Genomic DNA, 25,548 nt, shown 5'->3' on the forward strand with positions numbered 1-25,548 from the left:
CCGATGACGATCCCCGACGTGCCCACCCAAACGCTGCCCGACGAAGGCGAAATCGGCTTCGTCCACATCGGCTCGCTGACCACGGAAAGCGGCGCGGTGATCGACGACGTGCACATCGCCGTGCAGCGCTGGGGCGAGTTGTCGCCCACACGCGACAACGTCGTGGTGGTGCTGCACGCGCTGACCGGTGACTCGCACGTCACCGGCCCGGCCGGACCCGGACATCCCACCGGCGGCTGGTGGGACGGCATGGTCGGGCCGGGAGCCCCGATCGACACCGACCGCTGGTGCGCGGTGGCCACCAACGTGCTCGGCGGTTGCCGCGGCTCCACCGGACCTAGCTCGCGGACCCGGGACGGAAAGCCTTGGGGCTCAAGGTTCCCGCGCATTTCCATCCGCGACCAGGTGGAGGCCGACATCGCCGCACTGGCCGCGCTGGGAATCGACGAGGTCGCCGCGGTGGTCGGTGGATCCATGGGCGGCGCAAGGGCTTTGGAGTGGATGGTCGGTCACCCGGACCGGGTCCGCGCCGGGCTGCTGCTGGCGGTGGGCGCGCGCGCCACCGCCGATCAGATCGGTACCCAGTCCACACAGATCGCGGTGATCGAGGCCGACCCGAACTGGCAGGGCGGCGACTATCACGACACCGGGCTGGCGCCGGGAACCGGGCTGGCGATCGCGCGGCGCTTCGCCCACCTGACCTACCGCGGCGAGGTGGACCTGGACACCCGGTTCGCCAATGACGCGCAGGGCGACGAGGATCCCGCCGCCGGCGGCCGCTACGCCGTGCAAAGCTACCTGGAATACCAGGGCGACAAGCTGCTCGAGCGCTTCGACGCGGGCAGCTACGTCGTACTGACCGAGGCGCTGAACACTCACGACGTCGGCCGGGGCCGCGGCGGGGTGGCCAAGGCGCTGCGCGGCTGCCCGGTGCCGGCGGTGGTGGGCGGCATCACGTCCGACCGGCTCTACCCGCTGCGTCTGCAGGAGGAGTTGGCCGAGCACCTGCCGGGCTGCACCGCTTTGCAGGTGGTCGACTCCCTCTGCGGGCACGACGGCTTCCTGGTGGAATCCGACGCGGTGGGTGAATTGATCCGCGAGACACTGGTTTTGGCCGGCGCGGACAGCAGGGAAGGCACGTCGCAACGGTGACCCGCTCGCGGCACGACCGCTCCTTGTCATTCGGCTCGGCGGCCGCGGCCTACGAGCGTGGCCGCCCGTCCTATCCCCCGGAAGCGATCGACTGGCTGTTGCCTGTCGGCGCGCGCCAGGTGCTCGACCTGGGTGCGGGCACCGGCAAGCTGACCACCCGGCTGGTGGAGCGCGGCCTGGACGTGGTGGCCGTCGACCCGATCCCGGACATGCTGGAGGTGCTGCGGACCTCGCTGCCCGAGACCCGCGCCCTGCTGGGCACGGCCGAAGAGATTCCGTTGGAAGACAACAGCGTTGACGTGGTGCTGGTGGCCCAGGCCTGGCATTGGGTGGACCCCGAGCGCGCGATACCCGAGGTGGCCCGCGTGCTACGGCCGGGCGGGCGGCTGGGCCTGGTGTGGAACACCCGCGACGAACGGCTCGGCTGGGTGCGCGAACTGGGGCGGATCATCGGCAGCGACGGCGACGGCGGCCGCACCCAAGTGCGACTGCCCGAGCCGTTCACCGACCTCGCGCAGCATCGGGTCGAGTGGACGAGTTACCTTACGCCGCAAGCATTGATCGACCTCGTCGCGTCGCGCAGCTACTGCATCACCTCGCCGACCGAGGTTCGCTCCAGAACGCTGGACGAGGTGCGCCAGTTGCTGGCCACCCATCCGGCGCTGGCGAATGCGACCGGACTGGCGCTGCCCTATGTCACCATGTGCACCCGGGCGACGCTGGCCGACTGAGCGCCCGCGTAGTGTCTCGTCGCATGGAGCAGCGACTGAGTCTGATCACCCTGGGCGTTGCCGATCTGGACCGCGCCCGCCGCTTCTATGAGTGCCTGGGCTGGCGCGGTCAAGTGGTGCAGGAGACCGTCTTCTTTCAGGCCGGCGGTCTCGCGGTGAGTCTGTGGGCGCGAGAGAAGCTTTCGGCCGATCTCGGCATCGCCGACCAAGGCGATGACGGTTTCGGCGGCATCGCCTTGGCTCACAACGTGCGGTCGCGCGCCGAGGTGGACGAGATCCTGGCCGCGGCAACAGATGCCGGAGCCACCATCACACGCGCCGCTGCCGAGACGTTCTACGGCGGGTATGCGGGTGCGTTCCGCGATCCCGATGGTCACGCGTGGGAAATCGCCCACAACCCTGGGTTCGCGCTAGCCGACGACGGCGCGATCACAGTGCCCGACTTCTCAAAAGCCTGATCACCTCGTTCAATTACTCCAGCCCGGTTACCACCCGTCATCGTCGTCCTCACGCAGCAGTTTCTCCGGATGGTGGAAGGTGTTGGTGCGTGGCCGATTACGCTCGAGGTGGGGTGGTGGTTTCCATTCGGTCTCGCCCTTGGCGTTCTTGCGGGTGGTCCAGCCGCCGGGGTCGAGCATGCGGTGATGCGGGCCGCAGGCGAAGGTCAGCTGGTTGATGTCGGTGCTGTGGCAGGTGGCGTAGTCGGTGACGTGGTGCACTTCGCAGTAGTAACCCGACACGGTGCAGCCTGGTGCGGTGCAGCCGCGGTCCTTGGCGTACAACACGATTCGTTGTCCCGGGGAGGCCAGCCGCTTGGTGTGATAGAGCGCCAGGGTCTTTCCTTTATCGAAGATGGCCAGGTAGTGATGCGCGTGACGGCTCAGGCGGATCACATCGCTCATGGGCAGGATGGTGCCCCCGCCGGTCAGGGCTCGCCCGGCGGCGGCGTCCAACTCGGCCAGGGTGGTGGTGACGATGATGGAGGCCGGTAACCCGTTGTGCTGACCCAAGTCGCCGGAGGCCAGCATCGCGCGCAGGGCGGCCAGCAGGGCATCGTGGTTGCGCTGAGCCTTGGAGCGGGTATCACGGTCGATGGCCTCTTGGCTGGGCGTCCCCTCCACGCACGGGGTGTCGTCGAGGGGGTTGCACATGCCCGGGGCGCCGAGTTTGGCTTCCACGGCTTCGAAGGTGGCGCGTAGTTCGGGGGTGATCAGCCCCCGCAACTCCGACATGCCGTCGGGTTGCTGGTTGCCCAGCGTCACCCCGCGGCTGCGGGCGCGGTCCTCATCGGTGAAGATGCCATCGGGGTTAAGCGCATTGGACATTCCGCGGGCCAGCTCGGTCAGGTGTTCGGGGCCGAACTGGGTGCCGAACCCGGCCAGTTGGGCTTCGGCGAACTCACGGGCCGCAGCGCTCACCCAGCCGGGTAGTTGGTGGTAGAACTTGCGGATCACGGCCACCTGACCCGCGCCCAGGTCTCCGGCGCGCTGGGCGGCCGCGGTGGCCGCCAGCACCGGCGGCAACGGTTCACCGGTCAGGCCGTGGCGCGGTCCCAGGTCGCGGGCCTCTTTGATACGCCGAGACGCTTCGTGGCGGCTGATCAGGGTGCGTTCGGTCAGCGCGTGGGCCAGCCCGCCGCCGAGCTCCTGCAAGGGGGCTTGGCGGGCCAGGGAATTGAGCAGCGGATGCTCGATGACCGGAATGCGCCGGCGCAGCCTCTCACAGCGCTCCAACACCGCCAGCTGCTGCTGCACGGTCAACGCGTCGAGCACCAACGCACACGCGCGGTCCACCTCAGCATCGAGCGCGTCGAACACCGCGTCGACATCGGGCAGACCAGTGGAACTCACACCGCCAAACTATCGAGGCCCACCGACAAAAAACCCCGGATTGTGACCACTGAAACCACAGTGACACAAGGGATTTCGCTATACGTTTCCGATATCCGAAAACGCGTCCGCTCGAGGGCGAGAGGGCCAACGGTGTGCCTCACGATACTTGACCCAGTCGCCCATCGAGAAAGTTTGCACCGCTTGGCATGCGGTGCCCGATAGTGTTCTCGGCGTAGTTGCGCCACGACAGCGCGGCGTCGGCGGGGCGGCGGCGGCCCGATCCGCCCTGCCGAACCGCTTGCTCAATAAGCCACATCGCGAACACACCCACCTCACGAAACGCTTATTGTGCGAACCTTTACCCCACCGTTTCGTAAACGTGACAGTGATAGATCAGAGTTCGTAGGCGTGATTCGAGTGCCGTCGGTGCACTCCATGCGGACGGGGAGGCTGGCGTGAAGGCACTTGCACGAACTCATCAATGGATCTGGGTCTTGCGCCAACAGCCGCTCACCATCCGCCTGCTCGCCGCGGCCGCCGGCCTGCTCACCGTGGCCTCGGCCTTCGCGGCGCCGGCCGAAGCGGAGGGCAACGGCGACGACTTCATCGACGCGCTCAATCACGCCGGCATCGACTTCGGCGAACCCGGAAACGCGATGGCCGTAGGCGAGTCGATCTGCCCGATGCTCGCGCAGCCGGGCGGCAGCTTCGCCGGGGCAGCGTCCAGCATCTCCGGCCGTGGCATGTCCCCGCAGATGGCGAGCATGTTCACCACGATCGCGATCCAGACGTACTGCCCCCAGGAGATGGCGAACATCGCCAGCGGCAACCTGTCCGGTGCCATGCCGCAGGTTCCGGGAATGCCCGGCCAGATCCCGGGGATGGGGGGCCAGATCCCGGGGATGGGGGGCCAGATCCCGGGCATGGCGGGCCAGGTCCCCGGAATGACGGGCCAAATCCCGGGCATGGCCGGCCAGATGCCGGGACAGGTTCCGGCGCTGCCGAGTTACTAGACGGTGCCCAGCGGGTCGATCGTCCAGGCGATGTAGTCCATCGCCGCCCCGACCGCCGCGGTGGTGAGGAAGTCGATTCCCTTGCCGCGCACCACCAATAGGCCGGCCCGCTCCTCGGATAGCACCAATCGCAGCAGCGCGGCCACGCCCACACCGATGCCGATCAACAGCGAGCCCCGCCGCCAGAAGTTGGCTCCCACCAATACCAGTGCCGCGGCAAAGATCAAGCCCACCAACAGAATCGGCCACTGGGCTCGCAGCACGGTCCGCGCGGTCATTCCCGTTCGGCCAGCTCGACGACGTTGGTCAGCAGGAACGCCCGGGTCAAGGGGCCCACACCGCCCGGGTTGGGCGATACGTGCCCGGCCACGTCCCACACGTCGGGGTGCACGTCGCCGACGAGTCCGTCGTCGGTCCGGCTGACCCCGACGTCGAGCACCGCGGCGCCCGGACGCACCATGTCGGCGGTCAACAGGTGCGGGACCCCGACGGCGGCCACGATGATGTCGGCCTGTTTGGTCAACGCCGGAAGGTCGCGAGTTCCGGTGTGGCACAACGTCACCGTCGCGTTCTCCGAACGGCGGGTCAGCAGCAGCCCCAACGGGCGACCGACAGTCACACCGCGGCCGATGACGACCACGTGCGCCCCGGCGATCTCGACGTCGTAGCGGCGCAGCAGGTGCACGATGCCGCGCGGCGTGCACGGCAGCGGGGCAGGGTTGTTGAGCACCAGCCGGCCCAGGTTGGTCGGGTGCAGACCGTCGGCGTCCTTGTTCGGGTCGACGCGCTCCAGCGCCGCGTTCTCGTCCAGGTGCTTGGGCAGCGGCAACTGCACGATGTAACCGGTGCAGTCGGGGTTCGCGTTGAGCTCGTCGATGGTCTCGTTGAGCGTGGCGGTGCTGATGTCGGCGGGCAGGTCGCGGCGGATCGAGGTGATCCCGACCTTGGCGCAGTCGGCGTGTTTGCCCCGCACGTACGCCTGGGAGCCGGGGTCGTCGCCCACCAGGATGGTGCCCAAACCGGGGGTGCGTCCCGACGCGGTCAATACGGCCACGCGCTGTTTGAGGTCGACGAAGATCTCGTCGCGGGTGGCCTTGCCGTCCAGCGTGATTGCTCCCACGCTGACAGTCTGGCACGCTCCCGGTATGTCTACCCCTCCGGACGTCTTCAGCCCCGCGAAGCTCGGTCCGATAACGCTGCGTAACCGCACCATCAAGTCCGCCACGTTCGAGGCGCGCACGCCCGAGGCGCTGGTGACCGACGACCTCATCGAATACCACCGGCTGCCGGCCGCCGGCGGGGTCGCCATGACGACCGTCGCCTACTGCGCCGTCTCCCCCGGCGGTCGCACCGAGGGCAACGGCATCTGGATGCGGCCCGAGGCCGTGCCCGGGTTCCGGCGGCTCACCGACGCGATCCACGCCGAGGGCGCGGCGGTCAGCGCGCAGATCGGCCACGCCGGCCCGGTCGCCAACGCCAAGTCCAACAAGGCGAAGGCGCTGGCGCCGGTCCGATTCTTCAACCCGATCGGGATGCGCTTCGCCAAGAAGGCCACCCGTGAGGATATCGACGACGTCATCGAAGGCCACGCGAACGCCGCCCGGCTGGCCATCGAAGCGGGCTTCGACGCCGTCGAAATCCACCTGGGCCACAACTACTTGGCGAGTTCGTTCCTGTCCCCGCTGATCAATCGCCGCGACGACGAATTCGGCGGATCGCTGCAGAACCGGGCGAAGGTCGCCCGCGGGATCGTGATGGCCGTCCGCCGCGCGGTCGAAAAGGAAGGCACGCCGATCGCGGTGACCGCCAAGCTGAACATGGCCGACGGCGTTCGCGGCGGCATCAGCACCGACGAATCGCTGACCACCGCCAAGTGGCTGGAAGAGGACGGTGGGCTCGACGCGATCGAACTGACCGCGGGCAGCTCGCTGGTCAATCCGATGTACCTGTTCCGCGGCGACGCGCCGCTCAAGCAGTTCGCGGGCGCGTTCAAGCCGCCGCTGCGCTGGGGCATGCGCATGACGGGCAAGAAGTTCCTGCGCGAATACCCCTACCGCGAGGCCTATTTATTGCGCGACGCCAAGCTGTTTCGCGCCGAGTTGAAGATGCCGTTGATCCTGCTCGGCGGCATCACCAACCGCGAGACGATGGACCTGGCGATGGCCGAGGGTTTCGAGTTCGTCGCGATGGCCCGCGCGCTGCTCGCCGAGCCTGACCTGATCAACCGGATCGCCGCCGAGGACGCCCAGCACCGGGTGCACTCCGCCTGCACGCACTGCAATCAGTGCATGCCGACGATCTACAGCCGGACGCACTGCGTCGTGACCGGCGCGCCCGACGCCGCGGCCGCTCCACGCTGATCCACAGGGCCGCAAGCTACAGTTGTGGCGATGTCAGCACCAGCCCCGCCAGCGCTAACCGTCCATCACGAAGGGTCCGAACGTACCTTCGCAGCCGGCCACGATGTGGTCGTCGGGCGCGATCTGCGGGCCGACATGCGCATCACGCATCCGCTGATTTCGCGGGCCCACCTGTTGCTGCGTTTCGACCAGGGCAAGTGGCTGGCCATCGACAACGGTTCGCTCAACGGAACTTTCGTTAACGGCCGGCGCGTGCCCGTCGTCGAGATCCACGACGGGCAGACCCTCAACATCGGCAACCCCGACGGGCCGCTGCTGACGTTCGACGTCGGCCGCCACCAAGGCATGGCCGGGCGCCCGCCCAAGACCGAATCGATGAACATCCCGGTGGCGGCCCCGCCGCAGCCGGCGGCGTGGTCGGCGCAACCGGGCCCGCCCGTCGCCGCTCCACCCGGGCCGCCGCCGCCTCCAGCCGGGCGCACGCCCAACTGGGTGGCGCCTCCGCGGCGGCCGCAGCCCGCTCCCCGGCCCGGACCGGCGGGGCAAACCATGTACGGCGCCGGCGGTGGGCGACCGCCCGCCTACCCGCCCGCCGCGCCACCCCCGCCGCACAATTCCCCCCTGCAAGCCCCCGTCCACAGCCCCCCGCCGGCGCAGCACATCCCCGCGCCCACCCGGGCCGCACCCGCCAACGCCAAGCCGCCCGAGGTGGCGAACCTGGCGACCAAGATGTTCCAGGCCCTGCGGCCGTCGCGGTCCGGCGCGATCCAGAAACCGGCCGGGTCGCAAACCATCGGGCGGGCCACCGACAACGACATCGTCATCCAGGACGTGCTCGCCTCGCGCCATCACGCGTTCTTGATCCAGACGCCGCTGGGCACCGAGATCCGCGACGCGCACAGCGTGAACGGCACCTTCGTCAACGGCGTCCGGGTCGGGTCCGCGGTGTTGACCGAGGGCGACGTGGTCACCATCGGCAACGTCGACCTGGTGTTCACCGGCGACGGCCTGGTCCGGCGCACCGAGGCGGCGACGCGGACCGGCGGCCTGGAGGTCAACTCCGTCTGCTACACCGTCGACCACGGCAAGCAGTTGCTCGACCACATCTCACTGACCGCCCGGCCCGGGACGCTCACGGCCATCATCGGCGGTTCGGGCGCCGGGAAGACCACGCTGTCGCGGCTGATCGTCGGCTACACCAGCCCCACGTCGGGCACGGTGACCTTCGAGGGCCACAACATCCACACCGAGTACGCGTCCATGCGCAGCAGGATCGGGATGGTCCCCCAGGACGACGTCGTGCACCGCCAGCTCACGGTCAACCAGGCCCTCAACTACGCCGCCGAACTGCGCCTGCCGCCCGACACCAGCAAAGAGGAACGCGCCCGCGTCGTCGCCCAGGTGCTCGAGGAACTCGACATGACCCAGCACGCCGAGACGCGGGTCGACAAGCTCTCGGGCGGCCAGCGCAAGCGCGCCTCGGTCGCGCTCGAGCTGCTCACCCAGCCGTCGCTGCTGCTGCTCGACGAGCCGACGTCCGGGCTGGACCCGGCGCTGGACCGCCAGGTCATGCTGATGCTGCGCCAGCTCGCCGACGCGGGCCGCGTGGTGCTGGTGGTGACCCACTCGGTGTCCTACCTGGACGTGTGCGACCAGATCCTGCTGGTCGCGCCCGGCGGCAAGACCGCGTTCTGCGGGCCACCCGACCAGGTCGAGGCGGCCATGGGCACCCGCAACTGGGCCGACATCTTCGCCAAGGTGGGCGCCGACCCGGACGAGGCCAACCGACGCTTCAAGGAGCGCAATCAGCAGTCGTCGCAGCCGCCGACCCCGCAGAGCCCGGCGGACCTGGGCGAACCACCCCAAACCAACCTGTGGCGGCAGCTGTCCACGATCGCGCGCCGCCAGGTTCGCCTCGTCGTGTCCGACCGTGGCTACACGATCTTCCTGGCGATCCTGCCGTTCCTCATCGGCGCGTTGTCGCTGACGGTGAAGGGCCCGCACCCCGGCCTCGGGCCGGCCGACCCGATGGGCCCCGCACCCACCCAGCCGCAGTACATCATGGTGCTGCTCAACATCGGCGCCGTCTTCATGGGCACCGCGCTGACCATCCGGGATCTCATCGGCGAGCGCGCCATCTTCAAGCGGGAGCAGGCCGTCGGCCTGTCGACCACCGCCTATCTGTTGGCCAAGATCGCGGTGTTCTGCGTCTTCGCCACGGGCCAGGCGGCGATCGCGACCATCATCGTGCGGCTGGGGAAGGGCGCGCCGACCGCGCACCCGCAGTTCTTCGGCAACTCCACCTTCTCGCTGTTCGTCACCGTCGCGGGCACCTGTGTGGCCTCGGCCATGCTCGGCCTGCTGCTGTCGGCGCTGGCGCAGTCCAACGAGCAGATCATGCCGCTGCTGGTGGTGTCGATCATGTCGCAGCTGGTGTTCTCCAGCGGGATGATCCCGGTGTATCAGCGCATCGGGCTGGAACAGCTGGCGTGGTTGACGCCCGCCCGCTGGGGCTACGCGGCGGGCGCGTCCTCGATCGACTTCCCGTCGCTGGTGAAGGTCAAGCAGATCCCCACCAACGATCCGATCTGGCAGCACTCGAAGCACATCTTCGTCTTCGACATGGCCATGCTCACGCTGCTCTCGATCGCCTACACCGGCATCGTGCGCTGGCACATCCGGCTGAAACGCTGAGGCGGCTCTCAGGCGGCGACCCTAATCTGGGATGCGATGACCCGACCTGCCCAGCCCCTGCTGACGGCGCGATCCGAGCACTCGCAGGGCAGCTTCACCGCCGGCCGCGACGTCGTCGTCGGCAACGACCTGCGCGCCGACCTGCGGGTCGCGCACCCGTTGATCGCCCGCGCGCACCTGCTGTTGCGCTTCGATCGGGGCCGGTGGCTCGCGGTCGACAACAACACGCTCAACGGCGTCTACCTCGACGGCCGGCGGGTGCCGGTCGTCGACATTCGCGACGGCCAGAGCATCAACATCGGCAAGCCCGACGGCCCGCGGATCACCTTCGAAGTGGGACGGCCGCCCGCACGCTCGTTTCGCCGCAGGGACGCCGGGCGCACCGCGCCGCAGCCGCCGGCCGACGCCGGGGAGTTCCCCACCACCCGGGTCGCCGTCGCGGGACCCGAAGCCGATCGCCGGCCGGTGACCGGGCGGGCCGCCTGGATCGGCCGCGCGCTCGACAACGACATCGTCATCCACGACGTGCTGGCCTCGCGCCGCCACGCCTTCGTGACGCCGACACCGGCCGGCCCCGAGATCCGCGACGCGAACAGCAGCAACGGCACCTTCGTCAACGGGGTCAGGGTCACCTCGGCGGCGCTGTCCGAGGGCGACGTGGTGACGATCGGCAACGTCGACCTGGTGTTGCGCGGCGGCGCGCTGGTTCGAATGCAAGAGGCGGCGACCCGCGCCGGCGGCCTCGAGGTGCGTGAGGTCAACTTCGGCATCGGTGACAAGCGCCTGCTGGAACGGATCTCGCTGACCGCCCGCCCCGGCACGCTGACCGCACTCATCGGCGGCTCCGGCGCGGGCAAGACGACGCTGTCGCGGCTGATCGCCGGGTACGCCACCCCGACGTCGGGCTCGGTCACCTTCGAGGGCCACGACATCCACACCGAGTACGCGTCGCTGCGCACCCGGATCGGGATGGTCCCCCAAGACGACGTCGTGCACCGGCAGCTCACGGTCAGCCAGGCGCTCGGATACGCCGCCGAGCTGCGCCTGCCGCCGGACACCAGCAAAGCCGACCGGGCCCGGGTCGTCGCCGAGGTGCTCGACGAGCTCGGCCTGACCGAGCACGCGAACACCCGGGTCGACAGGCTGTCCGGCGGGCAGCGAAAGCGCGCGTCGGTGGCGCTCGAGCTGCTCACCGGGCCGTCGCTGCTGATCCTCGACGAACCCACATCGGGCCTGGACCCCGCGCTGGACCTGCAGGTCATGACGATGCTGCGGCAACTCGCCGACGCCGGCCGCGTCGTGCTGGTGGTGACCCACTCGCTGACCTACCTCGACGTCTGCGACCAGGTGTTGCTGATGGCGCCGGGCGGCAAGACGGCGTTCCTGGGTCCACCCGGCCAGATCGGTCCGGCCATGGGAACCACCAACTGGGCGCACATCTTCGCCAAGGTGGGCGCCGACCCGGACGAGGCCAATCGCCGCTTTCTGGCCCAGAACAGACCGCCGCCCCCGCGGCGCACCCAGGCGCCGGCCGAGCTCGGCGCGCCGCCGCGCACCAGCAAGCGCCACCAGTTCTCCACCATCGCGCGCCGCCAGGTCCGGCTGGTGGTGTCCGACCGCGCCTATTTCGTGTTCCTGGCCGTGCTGCCGTTCGTCATGGGCGCGCTGTCGCTGACCGTTCCCGGCAGCGCCGGCTTCGGTTACGCCGACCCGGCCGGCGAGTCGGCGGGCGAGGCCGGGATGATCCTGACCCTGCTCACCATGGCGGCCGCGTTCATGGGCACCGCGCTGACCATCCGCGACCTCATCGGCGAGCGGCCGATCTTCCGGCGCGAACAGGCCGTCGGCCTGTCGACCACCGCGTACCTGCTGGCCAAGGTCGCGGTGTTCTGCGGGTTCGCCGTCGTCCAGGCGGCCATCGCCACCGCCATCGTGGTGCTGGGCAAGGGGCCGCCGACGCGGCCCGCGGTGCTGCTCGGTCCCTCTAGTTCGGCGGCCACCGTCGAGCTGTTCGTCGCCGTGGCGGCGACGTGCGTGGCCGCGGCCATGCTGGGCCTGCTGCTCTCGGCGCTCGCGCGCACGGGCGAGCAGGTGATGCCGATGCTGGTGGTGTCGCTGATGATGCAGATGGTGCTCTGCGGTGGGATGGTGCCGGTCACCGACCGGATCCTTCTCGACCAGGCGTCCTGGCTGATGCCGTCGCGGTGGGGATACGCCGCGCAGGGGTCGACCGTCGACCTGTGGGCGGTGTCGCCCGGCCCGCAGAGCCCGCGGGACAGTCATTTCCAGCACGCGCCGGCGGCCTGGCTGCTCGACATGGGCATGCTCGCGGTGCTCTCGGTCGGCTACGGGGCGCTGGTGCGCTGGCGCATCCGGCTCGCGCGCTGAACCTCAGCCGCTGATGGCTCAGTCGTGCGGGCCCCCATCCAGTCGAAGCCCGTGCGCCAGCGCGAAGGCCACGGCCTGGTCGACGTCGACGCGGGCGCCGGCCAGCGACGCGGTCGTCCACAACCCGGGGTCGGCGGTGGTGCCGCGCAGATCGGCGCCGTCGAGCCGGGCGCCGGCGGTCCGCGCGCCACGCAGGTCCGCGCCGCGCAGCACGGCCTTGCGCAGGTCGGCCTCCACCAGGCTGGCCTCCCTCAGCCGGCAGCCGCTGAAGTCGACGCCCCGCAGGTCGATGCCGGCGAGCACGGCGAGCGTGAAATCCACCTCGTCGAACGTGATCGGCCGCAGCCGGCACTGCACGAACACCGACCCCAGCATCGAGCATTGGGCGAAAGAGCTGTGCCACAACGACGTCCGGTGAAACGTGCAGTTGCGGAAGGCCGAGCCGCGGTGTTGCGACTCGGCCAGGTTGGTGCCGCTGAAATCGCATTCGGTGAACACGGTCCGCTCGGTCCGCAAGCGGCTCAGGTCTTCGTCGGTGAAGTCGTGGCCGTCGAACTCGCGGTCGACCCACTCCTCGCTCAATTGGGCGTCAGGGTGGCCAGGGCGTATTCGCTGACCGCGATCAGGGCGTCGGTCGCCGACCGGCGATCGCGGGCGTCGACCGTGATCACCGGGATGTGCGGGGGCAGGGTCAGCGCTTCGCGCACCTCGGCGACCGGGTAGCGCGGCGCCCCGTCGAACTCGTTGACCGCGACCAGGAACGGCAGGTTGCGGTGCTCGAAAAAATCCACGGCGGCGAAGCTGTCCTGCAGGCGCCGGCAGTCGACCAGCACCACCGCCCCGATGGCGCCGCGGACCAGGTCGTCCCACATGAACCAGAAGCGGCGCTGCCCCGGCGTGCCGAACAGGTAGAGCACCAGGTCTTCGGCCAGCGTGATCCGGCCGAAGTCCATCGCGACGGTGGTGGTCCGCTTGTCCGGGGTGGCCTCGAGGGCGTCGACGCCGGTCGAGGCGTCGGTCAGCATCGCCTCGGTGCGCAGCGGCATGATCTCCGACACCGCCCCGACGAAGGTGGTCTTGCCGGCCCCGAATCCGCCGGCGATCACGATCTTCGTCGACGCGTGGGCGCCGGAATCTTGCTGCACCTCAGAGTGCGCGTAAGCCACGCAGGGTCCTTCCTATGAGTTCGTGACGCTCATCGCGGGTCGAACGCTCGGACAACGTCCTATACACCCGAAGGTAGCCGGACAGCACCAGATCCCCGACCAGGACGCGCGCGACGCCGAGCGGCAGGTCCAGCCGGGCCGAGATCTCGGCGACCGACGGGCTCGGCGGACCCTGGCCGCACAGCTGGATGATTCTGCCCCGCGCGTCGTTGGGCGGATACCGGTGGGGTGCGCCGGGCTGCAGCGTCTGCAGCGGCGCCTCCAGGGGGAGCTCGACGTTCGTGTCGGTCCGGCCGGACGTCAGGGTGTACGGGCGGACCAGGTTCCCCTTACGGTGTGCGGGCCAGCTCTCGGGGGTGTCCATCGCGGCTCACGAGTGGGCGGCGGACCGGCGGGTCGACTGCACGACGCCCCCGACCCGTTCGACGAGGACAGCCATCTCGTAGCCGATCTGACCGATGTCGCACGACGTCGCGGCGAGGGTCGCGAGATGCGAGCCATCCCCGACGCGCATCAACAGCAGGTACCCGTTGGCCATCTCGACGACCGACTGCAGCACCTGCCCGCCCTCGAACAGCTGCGCGGCACCGGTCGCCAGGCTGGCCAGCCCGGAGGCGACGGCGGCCAGCTGGTCGGCGCGTTCCCTGGGCAGGTGCTCGCTGGCGGCGATGGGCAGCCCGTCGACGGACACCAGCAGCGCGTGCGCGACGCCGGGGACCTCGCGGGCGAACCTGGTCACCAGCCAGTCCAGTGAGTTGTCGGGGGAAGTCATTGTTGGTCGGGTCCTTGTTCCGTGTCACGGGCATGCGAGCGTCCGCTGCGCACGCCGCCGAAATGGTTGCTGAACGAGGCGCGCACCGCCTCGGGGTCGCGGGTGACGGCCGCGTGCTGCGGCTCCCGGTGCGATCTGCCGTTCTGGCCGTGCTCGGGCTCGTCCCGTTCGCCCAGGCCCGTTCCGTTGGCGCCGCCGGGCACCAGCCGGGCGCCGGGCGTGCGGACCGGCAGGCCGTGGTCGGTGGTGTGCGCTTCGACGGGCGTGTCCTCGGCGGCCGCCGCCAGGGTCCAGCCGCGGTCCCAGACCGACTGCCAGTCCAGGTCGGGGCTGTTGACCAGGTCGTGCGGGTCGCCCAGCATCTCCGAGAGCATCCGCCGGTAGATGACGTCATCGTCGGTCGCCGGGTCGGCGGGCTTGTCTTGCCGGGGTTCGCGGGGCCGGGCGGCGAAGAAGGCCGAGGTGTCCGATGCCGCCCGCACCGGCGGAGGCGGCGCCGGTTCGGGCGCGGGCTCCGGCGCGGGCTTGGCCTGCGGTGGTGGCTCCGGTGCGGCCTCGGGCTCGGCGGGCCTGGCGGCCGGCGCGGCCTGGGGCGCGTTTTCCCACCAGGGGGTCGCGAGCTCGCGGCGCCGCCGCGGGGGCGGTGGTTCGGCGGGCGGGGCCGGGACATCGGTGATGCCGCTGGAACCCGGGTTGCGGCGCGGCAGCAGGGTGACCGACGGCCCGGGCGCGGGCGCGGCGTTGCGGGCCGCCGGCTCGCGCGTGCCGTCGTGCCGCCGCGCGTCGTCGGCGGGCGGGGGCGCGGCGATCGCGCTGGCGAGTTTGGCGCTCGGAGACGACACCGCCCGAATGTGCCGGGGCGCAGCCGATTCCGCGGCTGCCAGGCCGGTGAGCACGGTCGGCGGCAGGTAGATCTCGGCGGTGGTGCCCGTACCCTTTTCGTTGGCCGCGGGGCCGCGCAGCCCCACCCGGATGCCGTGCCGGCCCGCGATCCGACCCACCACGAACAGCCCCATGTGCCGCGCGTTGTCGGGGCTGACGTCGCCGCCGGACTGCAGGCGCATGTTGGCGATGCGGCGGTCGGCGTCGTTCATCCCCAGACCGGAGTCGGCGATCCGCACCACGACCCCGCCTTGAGAATCTGAGCCGCTCCGCGACGCCGAGACCCGCACCGACGTCGTCGGCGGCGAGTAGCGCAGGGCGTTGTCGATCAGCTCGGCGAACAGGTGGATGGCGCCGCCCGCGGCCGCGCCCACCAGCGCGCACTCGGGCAGCCCGGCGATCTCGACGCGGCGATAGTCCTCGACCTCGGACACCGCGGCGCTGATCACCGTCGCCAGCGGCACCGGGTCGCGCTGGTCGCGCGCAAGCTGCGCGCCGGCCAGCACCAGCAGGTTGGCGCTGTTGCGGCGCAGCCGCGCCGCCAGGTGGTCCAGCCGGAACAGGCTGTCGAGGCGTTCGGGGTTCTCCTCGTTGCGCTCCAGCCGGTCGATGAGCGCCAGCTGCTGGTCGACCAGCGACCGGCTGCGCCGCGACATGGTCTCGAACATGTCGTTGACCAGCAGCCGCAACCGCGCCTCGTCGCCGGCCAGCAGCAGGGCCTGGGTGTGCAGTTCGTCGACGGCGTGGGCGACCTGACCGATCTCCTCGGTCGTGTAGACCGGCAGCGGCGTCGGAATCGGTTCGGCCCCACCGGCTTTCACCCGGGCGACCTCCTCCTCGAGATCGGTGTGGGCGACCTTGAGCGCGCCGTCGCGCAGGATGCGCAGCGGCCGCACCAACGCGCGCGCCACCAGCAGCACCACGACCAGAGCGATGACGATCGCCGCCAGCACCAACACGGTGTCGACGATCGCGGCGCTGCGCCGGTCTGCGGCCTGGGCGTGCACCGCCTTGGTCACCGAGGCGGTGACGTTCTTGATGACCTGGTCGGCGATGTCGTCGGTGGCTTGGACGGACCGCAGCAGGTCCGCGTTGTCGACGAGCACGCTGGCCGGGTCGGACATGATCGCCATCCGGGCCACCATCTGCTGTTGCAGCGTCTTGGCCTCGGGCGACCCGGCCCCGAGCACTTCGCTCATGCCGAACAGCGTCGACGGTTCGGTGCCCGCCAGGGTGGCCATCGAGGTGCGCAGCTGCGGCTCGGGCAGTTCGGCCCCGCGGGTGATGAGGATCTTCTGCATCGTCATCTGCCCGCGCGCGCCGACCGCCCGGCTCAAGCCCTGGGCCTGGGCCCGGATGTGCTCGTCGTCGACCCGCACCGAGGCGTTGATGACGTCTTCGGCCGTCAACAGGATCGGCGCGTACAGGGTCACCCGCTCCCGCAGACCGAGGCCGCTGTCCGACGCCTTGCTCACCAGCATCTGGCCGGCGTCGAGCAGCGTGTTGACGCCCGATCGGACATCGTCGGTGACGTCGGTGTCGGCCAGCCGGCCCTGCAGTTCGCCTTTGCGGGCCTCGTAGTTCTTTTTGGCGCCCTCGACGTCGCGCCCGGCGGAGCCGGCCTGCAGCGCGACGTCCAGGGCCGACATGTATTTGGTGATCACCGGGACCACGTCGGCGCGGGTGGCGGCCAGTTTCAGGCGCGCCGCGCTGTCCATCGCGGTGTGGATGCGAAGCACACCGAAAACCGTCACCAAGATCAGCGGCACCAGCACGATCGCCAGCACCTTCCAGCCGACCGGCCAGTTGCTCAGCGACCAGGCGGGCGGGCGTTTGGCCGCCGCGTCGGCGCCGGGAACCGGTGCGGGCGGGGCGGCATCCGCCTCGGCCGGGTCGGCCGGGCGGGCGAACATGGTCACGTCATCGCGGCCGCATGACCGGCCGCCGCGCTGACCCTGAGCGCTGAACAAAACGAGAGGCTCATGAAACTTCCTGCTTTATTTCCACCCGCCCCGCGCCAGATAGGCGCGCGCGTGTAAGTGTGGCAATCCGACGAGTATGACAGCCCGCGGCCCAGCCCACCAGGATCGTTACTGAGCAGACAGGTCCCTCCAAGGTGGCGCCGCGCGCCCGCGGTCGGCCCTGGCAAACACCGATCCCGCGAAAACGCTAGGCGGGGCGAAGGATTGCGACCAAAAAGTCGGAGTCGTCGGTGAACGGCCGCAGATCCCAGGTGGACAGCAGCACGTCGATCGCGAATCCCGCGTCGACCGCGTCGTTCAGAAACACGTCGAAGTCGTAGTCGCGCCCGGCGCCGAAGCCGATCGCCGCGCGGCCGTCGCCGGCGACGTGGGCGCGCAGCCGGCTCAGCACTCGGACCCGGGTGCTGGGCGCCAGAAACGTCATGACGTTGCCGGCGGAGACGATGACGTCGAACGGGTCGGCGATGCCGCGCGCGGGCAGGTCGAGCTCGGCGAGGTCGCCGACCAGCCAGCGCGGGCCCGGATGGTCCTGTTCGGCCGCGGCGATGAGCGCGGGGTCGACGTCCACGCCGACCACCCGGTGGCCGGCGCCGGCCAGGTAGCCGCCCAACCGGCCGGGCCCGCAGCCGGCGTCGAGGATGCGGGCGCCGCGGGGGGCCATGGCGTCCACGAAGCGGGCCTCGCCGGCCAGGTCGTCACCCGCGCGGGCCATGGCGCGGAATCGCTCGATATACCAATGCGAATGCCCGGGATCGGCAGCGACCTTCTGCATCCAAATGCTCTGCTCGACCATGCGACCATTATCGCGTTGTGTTCAAGCTGATGTTCTACTCCCCGCGCATCGCCCCCAACACGGGCAACGCCATCCGCACGGCGGCGGCGACGGGTTGCGAATTGCATCTGGTCGAGCCGATGGGCTTCGACCTGTCCGAACCCAAGCTGCGACGGGCGGGGCTGGACTACCACGACCTGGCTTCGGTCACCGTGCACGCCTCGTTGGCGGCGGCCTGGGACGCGCTGTCGCCCGAGCGGGTGTTCGCGTTCACCTCGCACGCGCCCACCTCCTTCGCGCAGGTGCGCTACCGCGCGGGCGACGTGCTGATGTTCGGCCCCGAGCCCACCGGGCTGGACGCGGCGACGCTGGCCGACCCGCACATCACCGGGCAGGTCCGCATCCCGATGCTGGCGGGCCGGCGCTCGCTGAACCTGTCCAACGCCGCGGCGGTCGCCGTCTACGAGGCGTGGCGGCAGCACGAGTACGCCGGGGCGCGATGAGTGTTGGACCGCACGTGGGTCAGCATTGATATGGCTACCTTCATCACCATCGGTTACGGAGACGAAGCCGGGTACAACCGCGCGAGCGACGACTGCAAGCGGGCCGCGCACGCGCGCGACGGCGAATTGCGTGCGGCCGGTGCCCTCATCGGGACCGCCGGGCGCCCCGTTCAGGTGCGTAATCCGGACAGCGCCGGCGTGCGGATCGAGCCCGGGCCCTATCTGCATTCGGCGTTGCCGATCGCCGGGTTCGCGGTCTTGGAGGCCGAGAATCTCGACGCGGCGATCGAGCGGGTGAGCCAGACCCCGTGTGCCGTCGCGCACGGGGTTGTCGAGGTGTGGCCGCTGATGTCCTGGCCGACCTAGCTCTCTACCAGCTGTTCCAGTGCGTGACCTGCTCGGCGGGCAACCGCTTGGCCGGGCGGAAGTCGGTGCCCTTGGTGTAGGCGATCGGGAACAGGCCGCCCTGGCTGTAACGGTCGCGCGGGATGCCCACGATGTCGGCGACCTGTTGCTCGCCGTCGCGCAGCAGGTGCAGCGTCGTCCAGCACGACCCCAGTCCCCGCGAGCGCAGCGCCAGGCAGAAGCTCCAGACCGCCGGGAACAGCGACGCCCAGAACGACACCCCACCCAACGGCGACTTGTCCGGGCGGCCCTCGAGGCAGGGGATCAACAGCACCGGCGCGGAGTGCATGTGCTCGGCGAGGTAGGTGGCGGAATCGCGGACCGCGCCCATCCGCTCGCCACGGGTGTCCCCGTCGGGGTACGCGGCCCCCGGGGCGCTGAGGTAGCCGCGGGCGTTGGCCAGGTAGACGTCGGCGATCGCCTTCTTCTTCTCGGCGTCCTCGACGAACACCCATTGCCAGCCCTGCGCGTTGGAGCCGGTGGGCGCCTGCAGCGCGAGTTCGAGGCATTCCCTCAGCACGTCGCGGCTGACCGGCTTGTCGAAGTCGAGGCGCTTGCGGACCGAGCGGGTGGTGGTGAGGACTTCGTCGACGGACAGGTTGAGGGTCATGGGTGGAGCCTACCGACTGCCGCGAAAGTGCAACTAGCGACACATTTCTCGAGTAACACCGTCAGCAGTTGCACTCTCGCGGCACCTCACCGGAAGTCGCGCGATTTCGAGCCGACCGCCAGGGTGATGCGGCCCAACCGCTCCGCGACGACGGTGATCGCGCCGGTGGCGTTTTGGACCTGCCCGCGCACCAGCAGCGCCGGCGCCGAGTTCGCCAGCTTGCGATGCCGCGCCCACACCCCCGGCGCGCAGAGCACGTTGACCATCCCGGTCTCGTCCTCCAGGTTCAGGAACGTCACCCCCTGGGCCGTGCCGGGGCGCTGCCGGTGGGTCACCGCCCCGGCGATCAGCACGCGGTCGCCGTCGGGCACCGATCCCAGCTTCTCGGCGGGCACCACCCCCATCGCGTCCAGGTCTTCCCGCAGGAACTGCGTCGGGTAACTGTCCGGGGAGATGCCGGTGGCCCACACGTCGGCGGCGGCCAGTTCCAGCTCACTCATCCCCGGCAACGCCGGGACGTGCGAGGACGAGCCCACCCCGGGCAAGCGGCCCGGCCGCTGGGTGGCGGCCGCCCCGGCCGCCCACAGACCCTCGCGCCGGGACATGCCGAAGCAGGCAAAAGCCCCGGCGGTGGCCAGCGCCTCGGTCTGCGGCACGCTCAATTGCAGCCGCGACGTCACATCCAGCAGGGAGGCGAAGGGCCCGTTGGCTTTTCGCTCCTCGACCAGTTGCTCGGCCAGGTCGTCGCCGATATGGCGGACCGCACCCAGACCGAGCCGGACGGCGTTTCCTGAGTCTTCCAGGGTGGCGTGCGCCAGGCTGGCGTTGACGTCCGGGCCGTGCACGGTCACGCCGTGCCGGCGCGCATCGGCCACCAGCGACTGCGGCGAGTAGAAACCCATCGGCTGGGCGCGCAGCAGCGCGGCGCAGAACGCCGCCGGGTGGTGCAGCTTGAACCACGACGAGTAGAAGACCAGCGACGCGAAGCTCAGCGCGTGGCTTTCCGGGAAACCGAAATTGGCGAATGCCTCCAGCTTTTCGTAGGTCCGGTCGATCACCTCGTCGGGCGCGCCGTGCAGCGCGCGCATGCCCTCGTAGAACCGGCCGCGCAGCCGTCGCATGCGTTCGGTGGAGCGCTTGGATCCCATGGCGCGGCGCAGCTGATCGGCCTCGGCGGCGGAAAACCCGGCGCAGTCGACCGCGAGCTGCATCAGCTGCTCCTGAAAAAGCGGCACCCCCAGCGTCTTTCGCAGCGCCGGTTCCATGGACGGGTGGTCGTAGACCACCGGGTCCTCGCCGTTGCGCCGCCGGATGTAGGGGTGCACCGACCCGCCCTGGATCGGGCCGGGGCGGATCAGCGCGACCTCCACCACCAGGTCGTAGAACACCCGCGGCTTCAGCCGCGGCAGCGTGGCCATCTGCGCGCGCGACTCCACCTGGAACACGCCGACGGAATCGGCGCGGGCCAGCATCTCGTACACCGCCGGCTCGGAGAGGTCCAGGCGGGCCAGGTCCACCTCGATCCCCTTGTGCTCGGCCACCAGGTCGATGGCGTAGTGCAGCGCCGAGAGCATGCCCAGCCCGAGCAGGTCGAACTTCACCAAACCGATTGCCGCGCAGTCGTCTTTGTCCCATTGCAGGACGCTGCGGTTCTCCATCCGCGCCCACTCCACCGGGCACACGTCGGCGATCGGGCGGTCGCAGATCACCATGCCGCCGGAGTGAATGCCCATGTGCCGCGGCAGGTTCCGGATCTGGTTCGCCAGGTCGATCACCGGCTCGGGGATGTCCTCTGGAACATCCAAATCCGGCGAGCCTCCTGCCAATCCACCCCAGTGGCTGATCTGCTTGCTCCACGCGTCCTGCTGGCCCTGCGAGAAGCCCAGGGCGCGGGCCATGTCGCGCACCGCGATCTTTCCCCGGTAGGTGATGACGTTGGCGACCTGGGCGGCGTAGTCCCGGCCGTATTTGTCGTAGACGTACTGGATGACCTTTTCGCGCTGGTCGGACTCGATGTCCATGTCGATGTCGGGCGGCCCGTCGCGGGCCGGCGACAGAAAGCGCTCGAACAGCAGCTCGTTGGCCACCGGGTCGACGGCGGTGACGCCGAGGGCGTAGCAGACCGCGGAGTTGGCCGCCGATCCCCTGCCCTGGCACAGGATGTTGTTGTCCCGGCAGAACCGGGCGATGTCGTGCACCACCAGGAAGTAGCCCGGAAACCGCAGCTGGGCAATGACTTTGAGCTCGTGCTCGATCTGGGAGTACGCGCGCGGTGCGCTCGGACCGTAGCGGTCACGCGCGCCGGCCATGGTCAGCTGCCGCAGCCAGCTGTCCTCGGTGTGCCCGTCGGGCACGTCGAACGGCGGCAGCTGGGGCGCGATGAGCGCCAGCCCGAACGCGCACTGCTCGCCCAGTTCGGCGGCCGCGGTCACCACGTCGGGGGCCCCAGCGAACAGCCGGGCCATCTCCGCGCCGGAGCGCAGGTGCGAACCGCCCAGCGGGGCCAGCCATCCGGCGGCGCAGTCCAGGGACTCCCGGGCCCGGATGGCGCCCATCGCCATGGCCAGCCGGCGCCGCGACGGCCCCGCGAAATGCGCGCCGGTGGTGGCGACGACGCCGACCCCGAAGCGCGGGGCCAGCGCGGCCAGCGCCGCGTTGCGTTCGTCGTCGAGCGGTTGCCCGTGATGGGTCAACTCGACGCTGACCCTTTGCGCGCCGAACCGGTCCACCAGGTCGGCCAGCGCCCGCTCGGCGGCGTCCGGACCCCCGTCGGAAAGCGCTTGGCGCACATGGCCTTTGCGGCACCCGGTCAGGATGTGCCAGTGCCCGCCGGCGGCCTCGGTCAGCGCGTCGAAATCGTAACGGGGCTTGCCCTTCTCGCCGCCGGCCAGGTGCGCCGCGGCCAGCTGCCGCGACAGCCGCCGGTAGCCCTCGGGGCCGCGGGCCAGCACCAGCAGGTGCGGGCCGGCCGGGTCCGGCCGCTCGGTGCGGGCCTCGCCGCCCAGCGACAGTTCGGCGCCGAACACGGTACGCATGTCGAGCTCGGCGGCCGCCTCGGCGAACCGCACCGCCCCGTACAGGCCGTCGTGGTCGGTGAGCGCCAGGGCGCGCAGGCCCAGCCGGGCCGCCTCCTCCACCATTTCCTCGGGCGTGCTCGCCCCGTCCAGGAAGCTGAACGCCGAATGCGCATGCAGTTCGGCATACGGGAGGCAGGTGTGGGTCGGGCGCGTGTCCCCCGGCGGCCGGTACGTGGCGCGCTTGCGCGACAGGGGGGCATCCTCGGGAAGGCCCGCCGGCTCACCGGCACGGCGCGGCTTGCTGTCGAGCACCCGCTCCATTTCCGCCCAGCTCGGCGGCCCGTTGAACCAGCCCACACCCGCAGTCTATCGAAAATATGTTCGATGGAGGTCGTCGTGAGAGGGTTGGCACATGCCGGTCATCATCGACCCGCGCCGCCACGACGCGGTGCTGTTCGACCTGGAAACCGACCTCGGCTCAACGCTGGCCGCGCGGCTGCGTGACGTCGGGGTGGGCACCGCCGTCGTCCCCGCGGACGGCCCGGCGCGGGCGGCCGCGGACCTGAAGGTGCGCCCGGGCCGCGCCGTCGTGGTCTCCGGGGCGACGGCCGGCGTCGAGGCCGCCCGCGCCGCGGGATTCGCGTCGGTGATCGGCGTCGGGCCGGCCGGGAGCGCCGGCGCGCTGCGTGACGCCGGGGCCGACGCCGTGGTCAGCGACCTCGGCGAGGTCGACGTGCGCACCGGGGACCTTCGGATGTCGCAACTGCCGGATGCGATGGCGGCCCTGACCGACACCGCCGATGGCCTGGCCGACCGGCGGCCGGCCGTGTTCTTCGACTTCGACGGCACGCTCTCGGACATCGTCGACGACCCCGACGCCGCGCGGCCCGTCGCCGGGGCCACCGAGGCGCTGGCGAAGCTGGCCGCCGGCTGTCCGGTCGCGGTGCTGTCCGGCCGCGATCTCGCCGATGTGACGAATCGCGTTGGCGTGCCGGACATTTGGTATGCGGGCAGTCACGGTTTCGAGCTGACCGCGCCCGACGGGACACACCATCAGAACGACGCCGCGGCCGCGGCCATCCCGGTGCTCGAGCAGGCGGCGGCCCGGCTGCGCGACCAGCTCGGCGGAATCCCCGGAGTGGTGGTGGAGCACAAGCGATTCGGCGTCGCCGTGCACTACCGCAACGCCGAACGCGACCGCGTCGGTGAGGTGCTGGCCGCGGTGCGCGCGGCGGGGCGCCGCGACACGCTCCGGGTGACCACCGGGCGCGAGGTCATCGAGCTGCGCCCGGATCTGGACTGGGACAAGGGAAAAACGCTGCGCTGGGTGATCGATCACCTGCACCGGGCCGGGTCGGGATCACTCACGCCGGTCTACCTCGGCGACGACATCACCGACGAGGACGCGTTCGACGCGGTACACGACGATGGCGTTCCGATCCTGGTGCGGCACAGCGACGATGGCGACCGCGCCACCGCGGCGCTGTTCGCGCTGGACAACCCCGCGCGGGCCGCGGCGTTCACCGACCGGCTGGCCGATCAGCTCGAAGCCTAGTCAGGCGTATTCCACCGCGCCGTCGTCGAGCACCACGCGAACCCCGGAACCCTCGGCGCCGGACGCCTCGGTGCGAAACACCGCCTTGCCCTCCCCGGTGCGCCAGATCAGCGTGGTCAGCGTCTCACCGGGGAACACCGGCGAGGTGAACCGCGAGGCGATCGAGGTGATGTTGGCCGCGACGCCCCCGCCGAGCTCGGCCACCAGCGCGCGACCCGACACCCCGTAGGTGCACAGCCCGTGCAGGATCGGCTTGGGGAACCCGGCGAGCTCGCGGGCGAACCACGGGTCGCTGTGCAGCGGGTTGCGGTCGCCGGACAGCCGGTAGATCAGCGCCTGGTCCTCGCGGGTGGGCAGCGCGATCCGCGCGTCGGGCTCACGGTCCGGGAACTCCGGCGCGACCGGCCGCTGGCCCGGCATCCCCCCGAAGCCGCCCTCGCCGCGGATGACCAGGGTGGTGAGCGTCTCGGCGATCAGCTGCCCCGAGTCCGGGTCGGTGCCCCGGCCGCGCAACACGAGGATCGCGTTCTTGCCCTCACCCTTGTCCTGGATGTCGGCGACCTCGGACACCACCGAGAGCTTGCCCGCGGGCGGCAGCGGCGCGTGCAGCCGGATGCTCTGCGATCCGTGTAACAGCATGGCCCAGTTGAACTTTCCGACCAGGCCCGCCGCGCCGAAGGCCGGGCAGCAGATCACCGCGTAGGTGGGCAGCACCTGCTGGTCGATGTCGTGGCTGTTCTCGGTGGTGAACGCCAGGTCGTCGATCCCGGCGCCGACACCGAGCGCATAGAGCAGCGTGTCCCGGTCGGTCCATTCGAAGGGCATGGGTTCGGTCACCGCGCCGACGGCACTCGGGTCAATCGCCATCAGGGCCTCCTTTTCCAGAAATCGATAGCTTTTCCGCACGTAACCATCGCAAACCCTTCCCACCGAAGCCGTCGGCAGGGCAGGCTATCTCCCATGCCCAAGCGCAGCTGGTTCCGGAAGGCCTCGGTGGCGGTCGCCGCCCTCACCGCAACGGTAATCGTCGCCGGCTGCGGCGGCGGCTCGCCGCAGGCGCGGTCGATCACGGTGACGTTCGTCCGGCACGCCCAGTCGGAGGCCAACGCCGCCGGCACCATCGACACCGACGTGCCGGGCCCGGGTCTGACCCCGGAGGGCAAGGGGCAGGCCGAACAGATCGCGCACCAACTCGGCCGCAAGGACTACGACAGCGTCTACGCCTCCACGATGACCCGGACGCAGCAAACCGCCGCGCCGCTGGCCGCCGAACTCGGCAAGCAGGTCGAGATCCTGCCCGGCATCCAGGAGATCAACGCCGGCTGGTACAACGGCAAACCCGAGTCGATGGCGAAGTCGACCTACCTGGTGGCCCCGGCGAACTGGATCAAGGGCGACGTGTCCTACAGCATCCCCGGCTCGATCAACGGAAAAGAGTTCAACGACCAGTTCACCGCGGCCGTCAACAAGGTCTACAACAGCGGCCACCGCAACCCGGTGGTGTTCTCGCACGCCAACTCGATCATGGTGTGGACGCTGATGAACACCCGCAACGGCAAGGAAAGCCTGATGAACACCCACCCGTTGCCCAACACCGGCCGCGTGGTGATCACCGGCAACCCGATGACCGGCTGGACGCTGGTCGACTGGGACGGGATCCGCGACTTCCACAGCTAGTCGGCAGATCGGCAGTTGACGTGGGCGGCTGCCGACG

At 70.4% G+C, this 25,548-nt stretch carries 23 protein-coding genes; 11 read left to right on the plus strand and 12 right to left on the minus strand.

Annotation, left to right across the window (positions count from 1 at the left end):
* The first annotated feature begins 3 nt into the window (after positions 1-3).
* The 3 genes from K883_RS04080 to K883_RS04090 are packed head-to-tail and all read left to right on the plus strand — an operon-like array spanning position 4 to position 2,341.
* Positions 4-1,152, plus strand: coding sequence for a homoserine O-acetyltransferase MetX (locus K883_RS04080; RefSeq protein WP_008260045.1), 1,149 nt, complete (start codon positions 4-6; stop codon positions 1,150-1,152).
* On the plus strand, positions 1,149-1,883 hold the full coding sequence (locus K883_RS04085) for a class I SAM-dependent methyltransferase (RefSeq protein WP_008260046.1): 735 nt from the start codon (positions 1,149-1,151) through the stop codon (positions 1,881-1,883). The genes K883_RS04080 and K883_RS04085 overlap by 4 nt, the downstream gene beginning before the upstream one ends.
* Positions 1,884-1,906: 23 nt before the next feature.
* Positions 1,907-2,341: a VOC family protein gene (locus tag K883_RS04090; protein ID WP_036453761.1), complete on the plus strand. Its 435-nt coding sequence runs from the start codon at positions 1,907-1,909 to the stop codon at positions 2,339-2,341.
* A gap of 27 nt (positions 2,342-2,368) precedes the next feature.
* On the opposite strand, the gene K883_RS04095 is transcribed toward K883_RS04090, so the two are convergent.
* Complete coding sequence (locus K883_RS04095) at positions 2,369-3,733, minus strand: HNH endonuclease signature motif containing protein (RefSeq protein ID WP_036453762.1); 1,365 nt, start codon at positions 3,731-3,733, stop codon at positions 2,369-2,371.
* A 437-nt stretch (positions 3,734-4,170) separates the two neighbouring features.
* Between K883_RS04095 and K883_RS04100 the strand changes: the two genes are divergently transcribed.
* On the plus strand, positions 4,171-4,728 hold the full coding sequence (locus tag K883_RS04100) for a DUF732 domain-containing protein (RefSeq protein ID WP_176476853.1): 558 nt from the start codon (positions 4,171-4,173) through the stop codon (positions 4,726-4,728).
* Here K883_RS04100 and K883_RS04105 read toward each other — a convergent pair.
* Together K883_RS04105 and K883_RS04110 are read right to left on the minus strand one after the other, a co-directional pair.
* Positions 4,725-5,006 carry a DUF3017 domain-containing protein gene (locus K883_RS04105; protein WP_036453767.1) on the minus strand — a complete coding sequence of 94 codons (282 nt, stop codon included), beginning with the start codon at positions 5,004-5,006 and terminating at the stop codon, positions 4,725-4,727. The genes K883_RS04100 and K883_RS04105 overlap by 4 nt on opposite strands.
* Positions 5,003-5,848, minus strand: coding sequence for a bifunctional methylenetetrahydrofolate dehydrogenase/methenyltetrahydrofolate cyclohydrolase (locus tag K883_RS04110; RefSeq protein WP_036453769.1), 846 nt, complete (start codon positions 5,846-5,848; stop codon positions 5,003-5,005). Before K883_RS04110 ends, K883_RS04105 begins: the two co-directional genes overlap by 4 nt.
* 25 nt (positions 5,849-5,873) lie before the next feature.
* Here K883_RS04110 and K883_RS04115 point away from each other — a divergent pair, with 25 nt between their 5' ends.
* The 3 genes from K883_RS04115 to K883_RS04125 are packed head-to-tail and all read left to right on the plus strand — an operon-like array spanning position 5,874 to position 12,170.
* A complete protein-coding gene (locus K883_RS04115) occupies positions 5,874-7,088 on the plus strand; it encodes an NADH:flavin oxidoreductase (RefSeq protein WP_008260057.1) in 1,215 nt (404 codons plus the stop codon).
* Between the two features lie 30 nt (positions 7,089-7,118).
* Positions 7,119-9,782 (plus strand): FHA domain-containing protein, encoded by a 2,664-nt coding sequence (locus tag K883_RS04120; RefSeq protein ID WP_036429601.1) that lies wholly within the window; start codon positions 7,119-7,121, stop codon positions 9,780-9,782.
* A 36-nt stretch (positions 9,783-9,818) separates the two neighbouring features.
* A complete protein-coding gene (locus K883_RS04125; RefSeq protein WP_008260060.1) occupies positions 9,819-12,170 on the plus strand; it encodes an ATP-binding cassette domain-containing protein in 2,352 nt (783 codons plus the stop codon).
* Positions 12,171-12,188: 18 nt separating this feature from the next.
* On the opposite strand, the gene K883_RS04130 is transcribed toward K883_RS04125, so the two are convergent.
* The 6 genes from K883_RS04130 to K883_RS04155 form a co-directional block, all read right to left on the minus strand.
* Positions 12,189-12,752, minus strand: coding sequence for a pentapeptide repeat-containing protein (locus K883_RS04130; RefSeq protein ID WP_036453771.1), 564 nt, complete (start codon positions 12,750-12,752; stop codon positions 12,189-12,191).
* Positions 12,749-13,336 (minus strand): GTP-binding protein, encoded by a 588-nt coding sequence (locus tag K883_RS04135; RefSeq protein ID WP_008260062.1) that lies wholly within the window; start codon positions 13,334-13,336, stop codon positions 12,749-12,751. Before K883_RS04135 ends, K883_RS04130 begins: the two co-directional genes overlap by 4 nt.
* Positions 13,317-13,700 carry a DUF742 domain-containing protein gene (locus K883_RS04140; protein WP_014712298.1) on the minus strand — a complete coding sequence of 128 codons (384 nt, stop codon included), beginning with the start codon at positions 13,698-13,700 and terminating at the stop codon, positions 13,317-13,319. Before K883_RS04140 ends, K883_RS04135 begins: the two co-directional genes overlap by 20 nt.
* Positions 13,701-13,706: 6 nt before the next feature.
* Positions 13,707-14,108 (minus strand): serine protease inhibitor, encoded by a 402-nt coding sequence (locus tag K883_RS04145; RefSeq protein ID WP_014712299.1) that lies wholly within the window; start codon positions 14,106-14,108, stop codon positions 13,707-13,709.
* Positions 14,105-16,903, minus strand: a complete 2,799-nt coding sequence (locus K883_RS04150; RefSeq protein WP_036455263.1) for a sensor histidine kinase — start codon at positions 16,901-16,903, stop codon at positions 14,105-14,107. The genes K883_RS04145 and K883_RS04150 overlap by 4 nt, the downstream gene beginning before the upstream one ends.
* Positions 16,904-17,159: 256 nt before the next feature.
* A complete protein-coding gene (locus K883_RS04155; protein WP_008260070.1) occupies positions 17,160-17,765 on the minus strand; it encodes a class I SAM-dependent methyltransferase in 606 nt (201 codons plus the stop codon).
* A gap of 17 nt (positions 17,766-17,782) precedes the next feature.
* Between K883_RS04155 and K883_RS04160 the strand changes: the two genes are divergently transcribed.
* Complete coding sequence (locus K883_RS04160) at positions 17,783-18,247, plus strand: tRNA (cytidine(34)-2'-O)-methyltransferase (protein WP_014712301.1); 465 nt, start codon at positions 17,783-17,785, stop codon at positions 18,245-18,247.
* Positions 18,248-18,277: 30 nt separating this feature from the next.
* A complete protein-coding gene (locus K883_RS04165) occupies positions 18,278-18,613 on the plus strand; it encodes a YciI family protein (RefSeq protein WP_050989394.1) in 336 nt (111 codons plus the stop codon).
* A 4-nt stretch (positions 18,614-18,617) separates the two neighbouring features.
* Here K883_RS04165 and K883_RS04170 read toward each other — a convergent pair whose 3' ends face one another.
* Positions 18,618-19,262 carry a nitroreductase family protein gene (locus K883_RS04170; protein ID WP_008260076.1) on the minus strand — a complete coding sequence of 215 codons (645 nt, stop codon included), beginning with the start codon at positions 19,260-19,262 and terminating at the stop codon, positions 18,618-18,620.
* 86 nt (positions 19,263-19,348) lie between these two features.
* Entirely contained in the window at positions 19,349-22,636 is a 3,288-nt protein-coding gene (locus K883_RS04175) for an error-prone DNA polymerase (protein ID WP_008260077.1), read from the minus strand.
* 55 nt (positions 22,637-22,691) lie between these two features.
* Between K883_RS04175 and otsB the strand changes: the two genes are divergently transcribed.
* Entirely contained in the window at positions 22,692-23,834 is a 1,143-nt protein-coding gene (gene otsB, locus K883_RS04180) for a trehalose-phosphatase (protein ID WP_008260078.1), read from the plus strand.
* Here the strand turns inward: otsB and K883_RS04185 are convergent, their stop codons facing one another.
* Complete coding sequence (locus K883_RS04185) at positions 23,835-24,701, minus strand: MaoC family dehydratase (RefSeq protein WP_008260079.1); 867 nt, start codon at positions 24,699-24,701, stop codon at positions 23,835-23,837.
* Between the two features lie 93 nt (positions 24,702-24,794).
* Between K883_RS04185 and K883_RS04190 the strand changes: the two genes are divergently transcribed.
* Positions 24,795-25,511 (plus strand): histidine phosphatase family protein, encoded by a 717-nt coding sequence (locus tag K883_RS04190; protein WP_008260081.1) that lies wholly within the window; start codon positions 24,795-24,797, stop codon positions 25,509-25,511.
* Positions 25,512-25,548: the final 37 nt, after the last annotated feature.

Origin of the sequence: Mycobacterium sp. TKK-01-0059, assembly GCF_000709305.1 — a bacterium.
GTDB lineage: Bacteria > Actinomycetota > Actinomycetes > Mycobacteriales > Mycobacteriaceae > Mycobacterium > Mycobacterium intracellulare.